This window comes from Bogoriella caseilytica (assembly GCF_003752405.1).
Lineage (GTDB): Bacteria > Actinomycetota > Actinomycetes > Actinomycetales > Actinomycetaceae > Allobogoriella > Allobogoriella caseilytica.
The window spans coordinates 1,111,476-1,127,678 of the sequence record NZ_RKHK01000001.1 but is presented as its reverse complement, the minus strand read 5'-3'; the positions used below and the strand labels follow the sequence as shown (position 1 = coordinate 1,127,678).

14 protein-coding genes and 1 riboswitch are annotated in these 16,203 nt (G+C 68.5%); of the genes, 11 read left to right on the top strand and 3 right to left on the bottom strand.

Annotated features, from left to right (window positions below):
- The first annotated feature begins 197 nt into the window (after positions 1–197).
- Positions 198–1,781, top strand: coding sequence for an OmpA family protein (locus EDD31_RS05035; RefSeq protein WP_170163192.1), 1,584 nt, complete (start codon positions 198–200; stop codon positions 1,779–1,781).
- Positions 1,782–1,848: 67 nt separating this feature from the next.
- Here the strand turns inward: EDD31_RS05035 and EDD31_RS05030 are convergent, their stop codons facing one another.
- Together EDD31_RS05030 and EDD31_RS05025 are read right to left on the bottom strand one after the other, a co-directional pair.
- Positions 1,849–2,628, bottom strand: a complete 780-nt coding sequence (locus EDD31_RS05030; RefSeq protein WP_123303189.1) for a type III secretion system chaperone family protein — start codon at positions 2,626–2,628, stop codon at positions 1,849–1,851.
- Between the two features lie 60 nt (positions 2,629–2,688).
- Entirely contained in the window at positions 2,689–3,471 is a 783-nt protein-coding gene (locus tag EDD31_RS05025; RefSeq protein WP_123303188.1) for a DUF3137 domain-containing protein, read from the bottom strand.
- Positions 3,472–3,610: 139 nt separating this feature from the next.
- On the opposite strand from EDD31_RS05025, the gene EDD31_RS05020 reads away from it, so the two are divergent.
- The 10 genes from EDD31_RS05020 to EDD31_RS04975 all read left to right on the top strand — a co-directional run bounded on the left by EDD31_RS05020 (position 3,611) and on the right by EDD31_RS04975 (position 14,914).
- Entirely contained in the window at positions 3,611–4,024 is a 414-nt protein-coding gene (locus tag EDD31_RS05020) for a hypothetical protein (protein WP_148058863.1), read from the top strand.
- 14 nt (positions 4,025–4,038) lie between these two features.
- Positions 4,039–4,166: riboswitch (TPP riboswitch) on the top strand.
- Positions 4,167–4,220: 54 nt separating this feature from the next.
- A complete protein-coding gene (locus EDD31_RS05015) occupies positions 4,221–5,372 on the top strand; it encodes a thiamine ABC transporter substrate-binding protein (RefSeq protein WP_123305152.1) in 1,152 nt (383 codons plus the stop codon).
- Positions 5,369–7,111 carry an ABC transporter permease gene (locus tag EDD31_RS05010; RefSeq protein WP_245990925.1) on the top strand — a complete coding sequence of 581 codons (1,743 nt, stop codon included), beginning with the start codon at positions 5,369–5,371 and terminating at the stop codon, positions 7,109–7,111. The genes EDD31_RS05015 and EDD31_RS05010 overlap by 4 nt, the downstream gene beginning before the upstream one ends.
- Positions 7,105–8,172, top strand: coding sequence for an ABC transporter ATP-binding protein (locus tag EDD31_RS05005; protein ID WP_123303185.1), 1,068 nt, complete (start codon positions 7,105–7,107; stop codon positions 8,170–8,172). The genes EDD31_RS05010 and EDD31_RS05005 overlap by 7 nt, the downstream gene beginning before the upstream one ends.
- Before the next feature lie 201 nt (positions 8,173–8,373).
- Entirely contained in the window at positions 8,374–9,375 is a 1,002-nt protein-coding gene (locus tag EDD31_RS05000) for a carbohydrate ABC transporter permease (protein WP_245990922.1), read from the top strand.
- Positions 9,375–10,322: a carbohydrate ABC transporter permease gene (locus EDD31_RS04995; protein WP_123303183.1), complete on the top strand. Its 948-nt coding sequence runs from the start codon at positions 9,375–9,377 to the stop codon at positions 10,320–10,322. Before EDD31_RS05000 ends, EDD31_RS04995 begins: the two co-directional genes overlap by 1 nt.
- A gap of 11 nt (positions 10,323–10,333) precedes the next feature.
- Positions 10,334–11,701: an ABC transporter substrate-binding protein gene (locus tag EDD31_RS04990; RefSeq protein ID WP_123303182.1), complete on the top strand. Its 1,368-nt coding sequence runs from the start codon at positions 10,334–10,336 to the stop codon at positions 11,699–11,701.
- Positions 11,702–11,774: 73 nt separating this feature from the next.
- On the top strand, positions 11,775–12,194 hold the full coding sequence (locus EDD31_RS04985) for a hypothetical protein (RefSeq protein WP_123303181.1): 420 nt from the start codon (positions 11,775–11,777) through the stop codon (positions 12,192–12,194).
- 90 nt (positions 12,195–12,284) lie between these two features.
- The gene (locus tag EDD31_RS04980) at positions 12,285–12,968 is read left to right on the top strand and encodes a DUF3137 domain-containing protein (protein WP_123303180.1); all 684 of its coding nucleotides are present in this window, start codon (positions 12,285–12,287) and stop codon (positions 12,966–12,968) included.
- A 32-nt stretch (positions 12,969–13,000) separates the two neighbouring features.
- On the top strand, positions 13,001–14,914 hold the full coding sequence (locus tag EDD31_RS04975) for a heparinase II/III domain-containing protein (RefSeq protein WP_170163191.1): 1,914 nt from the start codon (positions 13,001–13,003) through the stop codon (positions 14,912–14,914).
- A gap of 90 nt (positions 14,915–15,004) precedes the next feature.
- Here the strand turns inward: EDD31_RS04975 and EDD31_RS04970 are convergent, their stop codons facing one another.
- Positions 15,005–16,114: a LacI family DNA-binding transcriptional regulator gene (locus EDD31_RS04970; protein WP_123303178.1), complete on the bottom strand. Its 1,110-nt coding sequence runs from the start codon at positions 16,112–16,114 to the stop codon at positions 15,005–15,007.
- Between the last annotated feature and the right edge of the window lie 89 nt (positions 16,115–16,203).

Below are 16,203 nucleotides of genomic sequence, written 5' to 3'. Positions count from 1 at the left end.
CATGGCGGCGCCAACAAGGGAACCGTCGCGCAGGGCCTCAGCAGCGAGTTGGATGAGGACGTCGCCCGCATCATTGACGCCAGCATTGATATCCAAGACAACTGATCAGCGTGAGGGACCCATAGTGGGCTCTCGCTATGCTCGTGTGTGGTCCATTTCAGAGGTCTTGCGTTGCATCTGAGGGAAGGGGGGCTGTGATGCGCACACTGCCGAGATGGGGCGTTGTCGCTGCTGCAAGTGTGGTGCTGGCGGCTGGCTGTACGAGTAGTGCAGACCCGGAGCCGCCCCAGCCCAGCCCGGCGCCGACGGAGGAACCCACCGACGAGCAGGAGGCGACGCCGGAGCCCACCGAGGAGCCCGAACCGGAGCCTGAGGCCGCGGTGACCCTGGTGCGGGAACTGCAGGACTACCAGGTCGAGATCGGCGTGCACGCGGTCGAGACTGACGGCGAGTTCAGCGCCTTGGTCGTGGACTACCGATTCGTCGAGGAGAACGACGCGGGCCAGCCCGTGTCGAACTCCATGCTTGCTGGCGGCCGGGTCGGATACTCCGGCCAGGCGGGCGGGCTGCGCCTGATTGATCTTGAGGAGCGGAAGGTGCTGCCGACCGCGATCCAGGGCAACAACATCTTCGCGATGCTGTCCAGGACCGACGACGGCTCCCGGAGCGTGTCCATTCATCCGGCGCCTGAGTCGTCGAGTGTGGATGTCCTTATCCCAGCGCTCGGATATGTCGCTGAGGTGCCCGTGGTCGAGGCGGGATCGCTCTTCGAGGAGGCTGCGGAGGAGCTGGACCTGCCGGACGAGGCGGCGCCGGTCTTCTCCTTGAGCGCGCGCACGATCAGTCGCGATGATTCCGCCGAGGTCGAAGAAGAGGACGAACAGATCACCGTCACCCTGACATCCGATGTGCTCTTCGGGCCCGATGAGCATGAGCTGGGATCTGACGCCAGTGGCGCCCTGGAGCGTGCTGCTGCAGAGATCGAAGGATACTCCGAGGGCGGGGAGATCCACGTCATCGGGCATACGGATGACGTGCCGACCGATGCGTATGCGGACAACCACGAGCTGTCCGAACTCCGGGCCACCTCGGTCGGTGACGAACTGGTGGGCCTCCTGGGTGAGGGTTATCAGGTGAGCACCGAAGGGCTAGGGGACTCCGAGCCACGAGCGTCAAACTCCTCCGCGGACGGGCGGGCACAGAACCGCCGGGTGGAGATCCTGTTCGAGGGGCGGCGGATCCTCGCAGCAGAGGACGGCGAGGTCGACGAGGACGAACTCGAGCTCCCTGAAGCCTACGGATACGACGCCGTGGAGTTCGGCGGATGGCGGGTCTCGGCGCATTCCGTGGTCGAGCGGGGCGACTTCTTGGTGGGAACTCTGCGAATCGAGCAGCTCGACGAAGATCCTGAGGTTCGGTTCCCGAACACCTACCGGTCCGAGGGGCGCGATGAAGGCCACACCCAGATCCGACGCAACTACAACACCTTGGCCCTCGGGTCCGGCGCGGCACAGGTGGCGCTGCGCACCGACGACGACTGGGTCATGCCCATCGACTATGCCGTGCGGGGCGAGGAAGGTGAGGACGGCACCCAGCTGGTACGCAACCTCCTGGGCGATGAGTCGCGCGTCCCTGACCCCGACGGCGTCGGGGCGGTACGTCTGGTCACGGTGGTCTGGGCCGGCACCGGCCAGGACGCGGTGGACATCGAAGCCTGGGCCCGCTTCCGGCTCAATGCCGTCCCCGTCAGTGAAAGCTACGACGAGGTGGACGGCAATTAGCCAGACTGTGGTGGGTGACCCCGTCGGGGGGGCGCGACCTCGCGGTGCTCGCCGCTACGAGGTTCGCTCAATGGGACGTCCGTCTGCCCGGGTGGCGGGGGACCAGCTGGTGGACGTCGTGCAGGATCGCCAGCACCTCGTCGAGGTGTTCGACGTCGGTGCGGCTGCCCTGCCAGGCCAGGACCTGCTGGCCGGCGAAGGCGATGGAGATCGGTTCTGCGGTGGGGTTGCGTACCAGCGAGTCTCGCTCCGCGAGATCGGACTGGAGGAGACGCTCGACCATGCCGGGATGGAGCAGGGCCTGGGCGCCGTCCGGATCCTTGGTCAGGACCAACCACCGCCTGTCGAACTCGCGAATCCCCAGCTTGACCCGCCGAGAGCGCGCCAGCAAACCCCGCACGAGGCTTTCTGGCCCACGGACGGGATGGAGGTCAACGCGTGGGAGCGTGTGGTCATGCTGGAGAGCCACCAGGCGACGATGCTGGGTGACGCTGATGGAGGCGTTCTCGGCACGATGGCTGTATTCGAGTACCCACGATGACGCCTGGGTGCCGTGGTAGCTGCCCCGGACGAGGTCCCTGGCGCGCCGCCAGAGCGCGCGATGCAGGGCCTCGAAGGGAAGAGCCGAGATCAGCTCATCATCACCCTCGTGATGGAGCCACCCGCGCTCGGCCGCCCACGCTCGGGCGTCACTCTCGCGATGGCGGCGCCGGCGCGTGGCAGTGGCCCGTCGCTTGCGGAGCGCGGCGCGCCCACTGAGCAGGAAGAGCACCACCATGCCAATGGCCGCGGCCAGGAACAGCCCGCTGAGTCCGATGACCAGGACATCGCCAGCTGAGGACCCCATGCGCCCATTGTCACGCCAGGTGGCTCGAAGGGTGGTGAGGACACCCCCGCCAGGACGAACCTACGGCCTGTCGTCTGGCCCCCGGTCCTGCCGGACGTGGTCGGGCGTGAGGTCGTAGAGGTCGCCCAGGAGGCGGAAGAGTTCGTCGAGGTTGTTGACGTCGGTGCGATAGGGACGCCACGCGTAAAGATGCCGCCCGATGAACCTCACGTGTGTCTTCTCGTGGCTGAGCTGCGCGCCGGCTGCCGGGAGAGCGTCGGGGAGCAGGAGCCTTTCCATCGTGCGCGGGTGCAGCACTGTTGAGGCCGTGCGTGGATCGTCCGAACTGACGAACCAGGCACGGTTGAAGCGGTCCCCCTCGAGGACGACGCGCGTCGCGGCGTTGACGCTGGAGTTCACGGAGTGACTGAGTTCGTCGACCGAGGGCGTGAGCGAGATCCTAGGCACGCTCCACGGCACGTGGAGCGCCGCCACACGTTGGCGGGAGAACTCGCCGCGGTGTGGGGTATCACTGCGCCATTCGGTCTGGATCCATGAAGCGGCGGGCACCCCGCGCACCGCGCCCTCGATGACCTCGGTATACCGCTTCGCACCGCGCGGATACGAGATGGCAAGTGCGGAGGTAAGAGGGGGGTGGGGGACTTCCGGGGTGTACGTCCATTGCCGGTGGTCGGCCCACGCGCGCGGTCTCGCCCGTCGGTTCCGGCGGTGACGCCGCCACTCCGCCCGGAACCCGCGGGTGGCGCGAAGGCCCATGAAGACCGCCAGACCCAGCACTCCGGCGCCGAGCACGAGGAAAGGCAGCACTATCACCATGATCAGGCTGCTTCCGGAGGTCCCCATCCTGGCATTATCCCGGCCGCCCGAAGTTTCGGGTCCGTGGTGAGTTCACCGCCATCCAGAAGAACCGGTAGGTCATGGTTATGCTCGCATCGGGGCGTCCTCAGAGTCTCCCTGACGCATCTGAGTGGAGGGGGCCGTCATGCGCACACTGCCGAGATTGTGCCTTGTCGCTGCTGTGAGCCTGGTGCTCGCATCCGGTTGCACCGAGAGCGCGGACCCGGAGCCGTCTACGCCGAGCCGGGAGCCGGCCGAGACTGCCGAGAATGGTCCCGAGGAGGCCGGCGACATGCCCGACGGCGCCATCCGCCTCCGAGCCAACACACCTACCCCCTATGCCGAGGGCCGTCTGGTGGCCTCGAACATCTGGGACGACTCGATCATGCTCGAGTTCCAGGTCAGCGGCTCCGTGGAGAGCGCCGACCTCACCGTCGGCGGGCGGGCGACGCTTGGGGAGCACACCTTCGAACTGATCGAAGTCTGGGAGGATCCGGACGCCGATGAGGCCGGGGACGGCGGGCTGGAGAGTGACGCCGTCGTTCTCCCGGTGGATTGAGTGGCTACACTGCCCGTGAACGACAGGGGAGCGCCTGGCCACGCACGGAGTGGCCAACCAGAGCGCTGAGAGTGCGGTACCACCGCAGACCCTCGAACCTGATCCGGTTAGGACCGGCGAAGGAAGTCGGGAATTCTCTCCCCACGCGAGCGCAACCGCGCCCGCGTGGGCCCTCCTGCACGTCTGGGAGGACACCATGAACACCAGCATCACGCGCCCACCGCACCACTCCGCCCGACCTCTGGGGCGCCTGGCCATTGCCGTGGGCGCCACGCTCGCGCTCGTCGGCTGCACCCTGGGTGGCTCCGATGAGGAATCGCCCGACGAAGACGCCACCACCCCCGAAGCCGCCGAGGAAGACGCTGACGAGGACGCGAACGACGGCGCCGCCGACGGCGCGGCGAACGACGTCGTGCGCGTGGTCTCCCACAGCTCCTTCTCACTCTTCGAAGGCCACCCCGAACTCCTCGAAGCCTTCGAGGAGGAGACCGGCTACACGGTGCAGATCCATGAGGCTGACGCCGAGGTCGGCGCCCAGCTCATCCTCACCGCCGACTCCCCGCTCGGGGACGTGGCCTTCGGCATCGACAATGCCTTCGCCGGGCGCGCGCTCGAGGCCGGGGTCTTCGAGCCGTACACCTCACCGAACCTCCCCGCGGGCGCCGAGGACCTCGTCATTGCCGAGGAGCTCACCCCTATCGACTTCGGTGACGTCTGCTTGAACGTGGACCTGGCGTGGTTCGAGGAGTCCGAGCTCGCCGTTCCCACCACCTTCGACGACCTCGTCGAGCCGGACTACGAGAACCTGACCGTCGTCACCAACGCCGCCTCCTCCACCCCTGGCCTGGCCATGCTGCTCGCCACCGTCGGGCACTTCGGCACCGACGGCTGGGAAGGCTACTGGGAGGACCTGACCGCCAATGGCCTGCTGGTGGCCGATGGCTGGTCGCAGGCCTACTACGAGGAGTTCACCGCCCACGGCGGTGACTACCCCGTGGTGCTGTCCTATGCCTCCTCCCCGCCCTACATCCTCGACGACGACGGCGAGCCCACCACCGCCGCGATGCTGGAGACCTGCTTCCGTCAGGTGGAGTACGCCGGCGTCATCACCGGGGCGGAAAACCCGGAGGGGGCGCAGGCCTTCATCGACTTCCTGCTCACCATCGAAGCCCAGGAAGCCATCCCGGAGACCATGTTCGTGTTCCCGGTCGCTGAGGAAGCCGAGCTGCCGGCGGAGTGGGCCGAGCACGCCGAGATCGCACCCGCGCCCCACGAGGTGGACTACGCGGAAATCGAAGAGAACCGCGAGAACTGGATCGACTCGTGGATGGAGATCGTGATCGGGTGACGCTGCCTCACCAGGCGCGGGGGCGCCGGATCGGCACGTGGGCACTCTGGGGGGTGGCGGCCGCTGTGCCGCTGACCTTCCTCGCGGTGTTCTTCGCCTATCCGGTGCTCTCCCTGGTGGGCCGGGGCTTCTTCCCCGACGGCGTGACCGGGGGAGTGGACCTCGGCGGTTTCGCCGACGTCTTCTCCCGGTCACGCACCTGGCGCGTCATCCGCCAGACCCTTGCCCAGGCCTTCCTCGGCACCGTCGGCGCGCTGGCACTGGGGCTGCCCGGTGCCTATGTTCTCTACCGGTGCCGTTTCCGCGGGCAGCGCTTCGTGCGCGGCCTGGTCTCGGTGCCCTTCGTGCTGCCCTCCGTGGTGGTCGGCGCGGCTTTCCGCGCCTTGCTCGGTGAGGGCGGTCCGCTCGGCTTCCTCGGACTCGACCGGACCATGGCGGCCATCGTGCTCGCCCTGATGTTCTTCAACTACACGGTGGTGGTGCGCACGGTCGGCGGGCTCTGGGCGCGGCTCGACCCCCGCACCGAGCAGGCGGCCCGCGCCCTGGGTGCCTCACCGGCGCGGGCCTTCTTCACGGTCACGCTCCCGGCGCTGGGGCCGGCGATCGCCTCGGCCGCCTCCGTGGTCTTCCTGTTCTGTGCCACAGCCTTCGGGATCGTGATCACGCTCGGCGGGATCCGCTACGGCACCATCGAATCCGAGATCTACCTCCAGACCGTGCAGTTCCTCGATCTGCGCGCGGCCGCCGTGCTCTCGGTGGTGCAGGTCGTGGTCGTCGCCCTGGCGCTGGCGGTCGCTGCGGCGAGCCGGAAACGCCAGGAGCGCGCACTCAGCCTGCGCACCGAAGCAGCGGCACCGCTGCGGCTACTCAACCGTGACCGCGGCCCGGCATCTGGCACCGGCCGCAGGCGGCTGCCCCGCCTCGGCCCGGACCTCGTCCCGGCCGTGGTCACCGCCGGCACCGTGATCGGCCTGATCGCGACCCCGATCCTCACCCTGGTGGGGCGGTCCTTCCAGGAGCCCGACGGCAGCTGGGGGCTGCAGAACTATCGCAACCTCGCTGACCCGGGTTCGACCCGTGCTCTGAACGTCTCGGTGATGGAGGCGGCCGGGAACTCCCTGCGGACCGCCGTAGACGCCACACTGATTGCCGTCGTCGTCGGCACATTGGTGGCCGTGCTGCTCTCACGCCGCCCGCGCGGGTTGCTCGGGCGAAGATCCCTCGGCCTGCTCGACGCCGCCTTCATGCTGCCGCTGGGCGTCTCAGCAGTGACCGTGGGCTTCGGCATCCTGATCAGCCTGAACCACCCGCCGCTGGACCTGCGCTCCTCACCGATCCTGGTGCCCATCGCCCAGGCCGTAGTGGCCACCCCGCTGGTGGTGCGCACCCTGCTCCCGGTGTTGCGGGCCATTGACCCGCGTTTGCGGGAGGTCGCCGCCACGCTGGGCGCTTCACCCGGGCGGGTGCTGGCCACGGTCGACGGCCCCTTCCTGGTGCGCGGCTGGGGCCTCGCCGTCGGCTTCGCCTTCGCAGTCTCGCTCGGCGAGTTCGGGGCAACCTCATTCCTCTCCCGCCCAGACCACCTCACCTTGCCGGTGGTCATCTACCGGTTGCTGGGACGTCCCGGAGCTGAGAACTACGGCATGGCCATGGCGGCCGCGGTGATTCTCGCGGCACTGACCGCTACCGCGATCGGCCTGGCTGAAAGACTGCGCACCAAGGAGGCCACCGGATGGTGAAGGACCAGCAGGCAGCTGCCCCGAGCTCGGCGGTGCGCCACAGCCCGCCTGCGCACGGCGGCCTGGCCGTGCGTCAGGCCGTGGTGCGCTACGACGACTTCACCGCCGTCGACGGCGTGGACCTCGACGTCGCCGGGGGAGAAGTGGTGGCGCTGCTCGGCCCCTCGGGCTCGGGGAAGTCCTCGCTGCTGCGCGCCATCGCGGGCCTGGAACCACTCGCCGGCGGGCAGCTGCTCTGGGACGGCGAGCCGGTGAGCGAGGTGCCGGTCCACCGGCGCGGCTTCGGACTGCTCTTCCAGGACGGTCAGCTCTTCCCGCATCGCAGTGTGGCCGGCAACCTCGCCTATGGGCTGAGTGACCTCGTCCGCGAGCAGCGTCGCGCGCGGGTGGCGGAACTGCTCGAACTCGTCGGCCTCGACGGTTACGGCGACCGACCGGTCACCAAACTCTCCGGCGGGCAGGCCCAGCGAGTGGCCCTGGCCCGAGCGCTCGCACCCTCGCCGCGGCTCTTGCTGCTGGATGAGCCGCTCTCGGCCCTGGACCGCGGACTCCGTGAGCGCCTCACCGGTGAACTCCACCGCATCCTGCGCGCCACCGGGATCACTGCCGTCTACGTCACCCATGATCATGATGAGGCCTTCACCGTGGCCGACCGGGTCGCGGTACTGATCGACGGTCGCCTCGCTCAAGCCGGCACACCGGCCGAGCTGTGGCAGTCCCCGCAATCGGGGGAGATCGCCGAGTTCCTCGGCTATGGCCCCTTCGTGGACGCCGAGACGATGCGGGCGCTCGCCGGTTCCGGGGCGCTCGACAGCGTCAACTTGGATCGTCGGGACTCAACCTTCGCTCTGGCCCCCGGAGCGCTCCAGGTCTCCCCGGACTCCGGCATCGAGTTGGAGGTGCTCGCCACGCGCTTCGTGCGCGGCCGGCTGGAGGTGGATCTTGCGCTACCCGGCGGCCAGCTGGCCACAGCCATCGCCTCAGCCCACGCCCCTGGCACGCTCAACCCCGGAGATCGCGTTCGGGCTCGTCTCGATCCAGGAGCCGTCGTCGGGTTCTGACTGCGGCAGGCTCGCCTGCCTGCCACCAGCTCGGCGCACCAGCCGTAGCTGCACCCCCACTTGACCGGAACGGGTAGCTTTCTTGACCCGAGATTCACCCGATGGTCAATGGATGGCAACCTTCCGCGTCCTTTCGCGGTGCACAGTGAAGCGTCGTCAGGAACACGGCTGTGCCATCAGGATGCGGGAGGAGGAACGCGAGTGGGAGATACGCGTTCATCGGCCGCCGTCATCACGCCTCAGACCGCGGCCGCCAGCCACGACGCTGCTCCCCGGCCCGCTCCGCCCTCGTCCACCGAGCGCGATGCGCACCGCAGACGCGCCGCTCGCAAACGCAGCGCGAAGAACTGGTCACTCTTCCTGCTCTTCGCCGGGCCCAACATCGCCCTGATCCTGACCTTCATCTACTACCCGCTGATCCGGAACATGGAGTTCTCACTCCTGAACTGGCGCCTCGGCTCACCGCGCGCCACGCCGATCGGTCTCGACAACTACATCCGCTTCTTCACCTCACCCTCCGGGCTGGAGGTCTGGCGGATCACCGGCATCTTCACCGCCGGCGCCGTGGTCGGGTCGATGATCCTCGGCCTGCTCATTGCGCTGGTGCTCAACAAGAAGATCCCGGGGCGCACCTTCGCGCGCACCGCGGTGTTCTCGCCCTATGTGCTCTCCGGGGTGGGCGTGGCACTGGTGTGGGACTTCATCTTCGATCCCAACCGCGGCGCCCTGATGCACATCCTCGCCGTCTTCGGCATCGACTCCCCAGCCTGGAAACTCGATGCCGACTGGAACCTGGTGATGGTCATCATCGTGTACGTCTGGAAGAACCTCGGCTACTGCGCCGTCGTCTTCCTCGCCGGCCTGCAGTCGATCCCGCGCGATCTCATCGAGGCCGCCATGATCGATCGAGCCGGAGCCGTGCGCCGCTTCTTCTCCATCACCTTGCCGCTGCTGACGCCCACGGTCTTCTTTCTGTTCGTCACGAACATCATCTTCTCGATGACCCAGGCCTTCGACATCCTGCGCATCATGACGCCCACCGGGCACGGCACGAACACGATCATCTTCGAGATCTATCTGCAGTCCTTCGGGCAGTACCAGCGGGCCGGATACTCCGCCGCCATCGCCGTCGTCCTGTTCTTCACGCTGTTCGTCATCACCGCCATTCAGCTGCGCTACGTGGAGAGGCGGGTGCACTACTGATGAGCCACGAGCCCACCACCGCGCCCCGCCCGGGCAGCGGCACGAATGCTCCGGCCTCTCTCACGTCCTCGGGCCGCCCGATCCCCCCGGCCCGAGCCGAATGGCGCAAAGCCTTCCAGCCCCGGAACCTCGCCGACACCATGCTGGCCGGCTATCTGCCGATCCTGGTGGCCCTGCTCGTGATCGTGCTGCCCCTGGTGTGGATGCTCTCCTCGAGCTTCAAGCCGCTCAACGAGATCGTCACGCTCAGTCCCAGCCTGCTGCCGCAGGACCCCACCGCGGCCAACTACGAGACCGTGGCCGACCGGGTGCCGTTGCTACGACTGTTGCGGAACTCGGTGATCGTGACCGCGGTGGGCGGGTTCGTGAAGGTCCTGCTGGCGGTGACCACGGCCTACGCCCTGGTCTTCATCAACGTGCGCGGGAAAAACATCATCTTCCTCGGGATCCTCGTGGCCCTGATGGTTCCGGCCGAGGTCTCGATGCTGCCGAACTACATGACCATCAGTGCCCTCGGCGGTGTCAATACGCTCTGGGGAATCATCCTGCCGGGGCTCGGCACCGCCTTCGGCACCTTCTTGATGCGCCAGCACTTCAAGGCGCTCCCCATCGAACTCTTCGAGGCCGCCGAGCTCGATGGCGCCGGCCACCTGCGCAAGCTGTGGCAGATCGCCGTGCCGGTCTCCACGCCCGCGATCGCCACCGTGGCACTGGTGACCATCGTGAACGAGTGGAACTCCTTCCTGTGGCCGCTGATCATCACGGATCGGGTCGACACCATGACTCTCCCGGTGGGGCTGAACCTGCTGCGCTCCATCGAGGACACCACTTCGAGCTACGGAATCCTCATGGCCGGCGCCGTGCTCGTCATCGTCCCCATGCTCATCATCTTCGCCGCATTGCAGCGATACATCGTCGCGGGCCTGACCCAGGGCGCTGTCAAGTGAAAGGAACACCCATGCGCATCACCAGAAGCCGGCGCACCGCCGCCGTTGCCGCCGTCGTCACAGGAGCCCTGCTCCTCGCCGCCTGCGGCGGGCCGGACACCTCCGGAGGGAATGGATCCGAGGACGGCGGCAACGCCACCGGCGATGTCGCTGACGGCGGCGACGCCGGCAGCGACGGCATCGACTGGTCCGAGGTGGAGCCGGCCGACTCCATCGTCTTCGCCACGAACCACCCCGGTGGGTCGGCTGATGTGGAGGCCGAACTGATCGAGCAGTTCACCGAGGAGACCGGCATCGAGGTCGAGGTGGTGACCTCGGGTGCGAACTACGAGGAGACCCAGCAGTGGTTCCTCACCGGTGGTGGCTCGGGCGCTGACGTCATCGTGCTGTCCGACGCCACGTGGTTCCTGCCGTACCTCAACGACATGCTGGTCCCGGCCGACGACGTCCTGGAGGCGGCAGAGGTCGACGTGAGCGGCTACGTGGAGGCGCTGTACGAGGACTACCTGTACGAGGGCTACCACTACGGCGTGCCCTACGCCCGCTCCACCCCGCTGTTCTACTACAACGTGGAGTTCTACGAGGAACTCGGCATCGACAGCCCACCGGAGACCTGGGAAGAGGTGGCCGAGATCTCCCAGCAGATCGTCGACGCCGGCCTCGCCCAGTCCGGCTTCGCCTTCCCGCCGCAGGACCAGTACCCGGCGTGGGCTCTGGCCAACCTGGTGTGGGGTGAGGGCGGTGGATGGTCCGATGAGTGGGACTTCTCCATCCTCACCTCCGACGCGACCGTCGAGGCGCTGGAGTTCGCCCAGTCCGGAGTCGGTGAGTGGGCCAACGTGGCCGCCACCGCCCAGCAGGATGACTTCGCCTCGGGTGTGGCCGGTCAGACCATCCAGTCCACCGGCTCGCTCGGCGGCATCCTCGAGGCCGCCGACTTCGAGGTCGGCACCGCCTTCCTGCCCACGGGCGCCGGCGGCGACGAGAACGTCGTGCCCACCGGAGGGGCGGGCCTGATGATCGCCTCGGCCTCCTCGCCCGATGTGCAGCTCGCTGCGGCGATGTTCGCCGGCCACATGACCTCCGCGGAATCGCAGGCCACCTTCTCGGCGGCCACCGGCTACGTGCCCTCCCACCAGGACGCGGACATGAGCGAGGTCTACGCGGACAACCCCCTGTTCGAGACGGCGGTGGACCAGCTCGAGCGCACCCGCGTGCAGGACTTCGCCCGGCTCTTCCTGCCCGGCGGTGACCTGGAACTCGCCCAGACCCTCCAGCAGATCCTGACCTCCGATGTGGACGTGCGTGGCGAGATGGAACGGGTCGAGGCCCAGTTCGAGGATCTCTACGACCAGGAGCTCGCCAGCGAACTCGACTGAGCGCTGGCGCCACTCGCAGGCCCTCCCGGCCGCTGCCGGGAGGGCCTGCGCGCACTCATGGGAAACTGCCAGGGTGAGTCAGGACTGGGCCGAGCAGCGCACCGAGGCGGCACGGGTGCACGCCGAACGGCTTCAGGCGCGCCAGAACGCCGAGCATGCGCAGGCCGAGCAGCTTCTTCGCGCCTTTGCTGAGGCGGCCGCGCAGCATGGCCTCGACGCCGAGGAGTTGCGGGTCAAGGGCTATGGGGGCGGTGGAACCGTCCGTACGGCGCTACGCGGCTGGTATCTGCGCCAGGATCGCAGTGCAGGAGTCAGTACCGCAGGGGACTTCTACGTGCTCACCGCGCCCCTGGGGTTGCTCGACCGGGTGCGCGGGGTGCGCCCCGAGCCGAGCAGGCCACCGCTGGTGCTGGGCGCCGGGGGTCGTGATGGTGACTCGATCGATCTGCCGGAGGCGCTGGAACGGCTCCTGCCGGGCTGGCGCGATCGCTAGAGTCGGAGACCGGCTGCGTCGACCGGCGCAGCAGGGGCGCCGGCGCTGCGGCGCGGCGGCAGCGGCGGCACGCAGGTCAGGAGCAGATCGATGGAAGCGGGCTTCTTCTTCATAGTCATCATCGCGGTGGTGGTCGGCGCCATCGTGTGGAGCATCCTCGCCCACCAAAAACGGCGGAAGGAGGCGCAGGCATGGGCAGCCGCACGCCAATGGCGCTTCACCGAGCGCTCCAGCTCCATGCATCAGGGCTTGCGGGCCGGGGTCTTCAACACGGGCAGCTCGCGCCGGGCCTCTCTCATCCTGGAGGGCACCTTCCACAACGTGCCGGCCGCATCCTGGAACTACCAGTACACCGTGAGCTCTGGCTCGGGGAAGAGCCGTAGTTCCACCACCTACCACTTCCACGTGCTCGAACTCGGACTGCCAGAAGCGCTCCCCTCGCTCGAGCTCAGCCCGGACAACGCCTTCCGCCGGTTCTTCGGTCGCGGCATCGAGTTCGAGGACGATGAGTTCAACCGTGCCTGGCGGGTGGCCTCCGACGACGAACGCATCGCCTACGACGTGATCCACCCCCGCATGATGGAGCGACTCATGCGGCCCGACCTCCGTGGCCTGAGCTTCCTCATCCAGGGCAATCGGCTGCTCATCTGGCGCCGGGGCCGCCAGAACCTCGCTGCCATCGACGGTGGCCTGGCCACGCTCGTCGAGTTCTATCGCCACATCCCCGACTACCTGTGGCAGCAGATCCGCGAGCGACGTTCCTTCGGCAGGTAGCCTCCGCCTGGCGGACGACAACGGAGATGAGCATGGACCACGAGCCGGAGGCCGGCCCACTTCAGCAGGCGTGGGGAGCAGCGGTATCCGCAGAGGTGCTACGCGAGGTCTTGGGCCCGCCCCGGCACGCCTTGCCGGTACCGACGGCGGAGGACCGCACGGTGTGGGCCATCGACGGTGGCCGGATGCACCGCGCGACCGTCGCCGATCTGCTGGAGCGCGCCCGGGAGGACCGGGGCCAGGACTGGCCCTCGGTACCGGCACGGGGTTACAGCCGGTACGTCCGGGACGGTGACCGCATCCAGCACGAGAGCCGGATCGCCGCCCGGCAGCACCGGCTCTCCCGTGCGAGCATCGCTGCCGCCGTCACTCTGGATCCGGAGTGGATCGATGAGGTCGCCGACGGCGTCCTCACCCTGTGTGAGCAGTCGTCCTGGTGCTGGCCTGCTCACGATGACGCCTACGCCCGGCGCGGTTACGTGCTGCCCGTGGTGGACGACCCCTACCTCGATCTCGGCGCCGGTGAGGTGGCGGCCCAGCTCGCCTGGGTCGATCACCTACTCGGCTCCCAGCTCGATGAGCACGTGCCCGGCCTGCGGTCGCGCCTGCGCGTCGAGGTCCATCACCGGGTGATCACACCTTTCCTGCAACGACGGGACTGGCACTGGCTGGGCCTGGACGGCCCCGTGCACAACTGGAACCCGTGGATCCACCAGAACGTGCTCACGGCCGCTGCGGCGCTCATCAAGGATGACGAGCTCCGCGCTCGCGTGCTCGCCACCGCGATCACCGGACTCGATCGCTTCGTCGACGCCATTCCGGCCGATGGCGCCATCGACGAGGGCTTCGACTACTGGTGGAACGGGGCCTGCCGGGTCTTCGAGGGTCTGGCCGTGCTCTCCTCGGCCACCGGCGGGCGCCTCGAAGCCCGCCAGATCCCGTCGCTGCGCGCGACCGTGGGATTTCCCTACGCCCTGTACCTCGGTGGTGACGGGTGTTTCAGCTTCTCGGACTGCCGGCCGCGGCTGGGGGAGCAGCTGCCCTGGCACCTGTTGTCCCGATGGGCGCGTGAGGTGGGCGATGAGCGCTCCGGGCGCTTTGCGCTCTCTCGTCGCCCACAGCAGGGGCCGATCGTCAGCGAGCAGGAAGGGCTCGGCCGGTTACTGCTGGGGCTGACGGATCAGCTCTGGTCCCAGGGCCCGGCCGAGCCGCCGGTCGCGCCGCGGTCCCACTACCTGGCGTCCACGCAGGTCCTGATCGCTCATGACCAGCGCGGTGAGCTGAGCCTGGCCGCCAAGGGCGGGCACAATGGCGAGAACCACAACCACAACGACGTCGGCTCGATCTGCGTGGCGCTGCGCGGCCGGCCGGTGCTGGTCGACCCCGGCCGGGCGACGTACACGGCCGAGACCTTCGGGCCGCAGCGCTACGAGCTGTGGAACATCCGCAGCGACTGGCATAACGTGCCCGAGATCTGCGGCTACGTCCAAGAGCCCGGCGCGGAGTACCGCAGCGAGGTCGGCGTCGAGCTCGATGGCCCCGAGGTGACCTTCGATGCCGAGCTTTCCAGGGCCTACCCCCGCGCGGCAGCCACCCGATGGCGGCGCCGCGCCGTGCTCAGTCGCACGGGTGGGCTCATCGAGGTCCGGGACTCCTGGACTGGCGGGCCGCACGCCGTACAGTCACCGCACCGGCTTCACTGGATTCTCGCGGGCGAGGCAGAGCACCGCGAAGAGGGTTCGGTGTCGGTGACCACAGAGTCCGGCACGATCCACCTCGCCTGGGATCCGCGCGTGGCTACCGGCACTCTCGAGGAGCGTGTGCTCGAGGACGACTATCAGAGGGCGGCCTGGGGGGAGCGGCTGACTCGCCTGACGCTGGCGGTCGATCGCGAGCACGTCCGCCAGGGCTCGCTCACGCTGCGGATCCGGCCCGGAGCACACTGACCTCCTAGCACCTCCCGGTCGGCGCGAGGGCGCCTTGAATCGATCAGGTTCGATCAAAGAGCGACAGGTGCCAGGGAGTGGTCACCCCACTCACGCAGCAGGGGGCGGGCCGCTGGACTCGCGCACCGTCAACTGAGGGCTGACCTGCACCCGATGCGGTGCCCTGCCCGAGTCGGCGAGCCGGGCGGCCAGCAGGCTGGTGGCCGCCCGCCCGATGGTGCGGCGCGGAGGCCGTACGGCGGAGAGGGAGGGGGTGGCAAGCGTGGCCACCTGGTCGTCGTAGGAGATCACCGACAGGTCGCCCGGAATGGTCAGGCCGCGCTCTTGCGCGCTCTGGACCACCCGGACGGCCTCGGCATCGGAGTGCACGATCAGGCCGGTGGTCCCCGTCTCCTGAGCCATCTCGACGATCGAGGCCATGGTGTGGTCGTAGCCTTCCTCGCGGCGCTCCGGGATGGCCACATCGGTGACCCCCATATCCAGCTCGAGCTCGGCGCAGGCCGACTCCCAGCCGGTACGAATCTGCTCCACGTGGGGTGATTGCGCGTTCAGGGCCACACCGATCCGGCGGTGGCCGAGGCTCGCCAGGTAGTGCACCGCCATGGCTGCGCCCCGGGCGTGGTCGGTGACCACCGACTCCACGGAACGGCGCATCGGCCCCACATTCGCCGTGCGCTCCATGAGCACGACCGGCACTGGCGCCTCGGCAAGCCACTCGCGGATGAGCTCGCCACCGGCGCCCACAACCGTGGGGGCGAGCAGGAGCCCGGAAACGTCGGAGGCGATCAGTTGCTTGATGTCGTCGCGCTCGTCGGTGGCGTGGTACACCGATCCGCGCAGCACCATGCGCAGTCCCAACCGGTGGGCCTCTTCCTCGGCGCCGCGCATGACGTCGGGCCAGTAGAACTCCAGTGAGGGCACCAGCGCACCGATGCGGACGTGGCCCCCGAGGCCGGATGCGGCTTCCTGGGTGGCCGAGCGGGCTGCGGCCGTCACTCCGCCGTGGACCCGCCGCACCAGCCCAGCATTGGCCAACGCGGTGACATCACGGCGGATGGTGACTGGCTGGACGCCGAACTCCGCGGCGAGCTCGGAGAGCCGTACCATCGTCCGTTGCCGGACGGTCTCGAGGACGGCGGCCTGGCGGGTTCCGGGCACGGGCTCCCACTGGTCTCCGCCGGACGGTGAGGTTGAATCCATGCGAGGTTCCTTCCGGGGATGCCGCCTGGGGGTAGATCACGAAGCGATCACGATCGGGCAATCGAGCATATTGTGACCGGTACGACCAT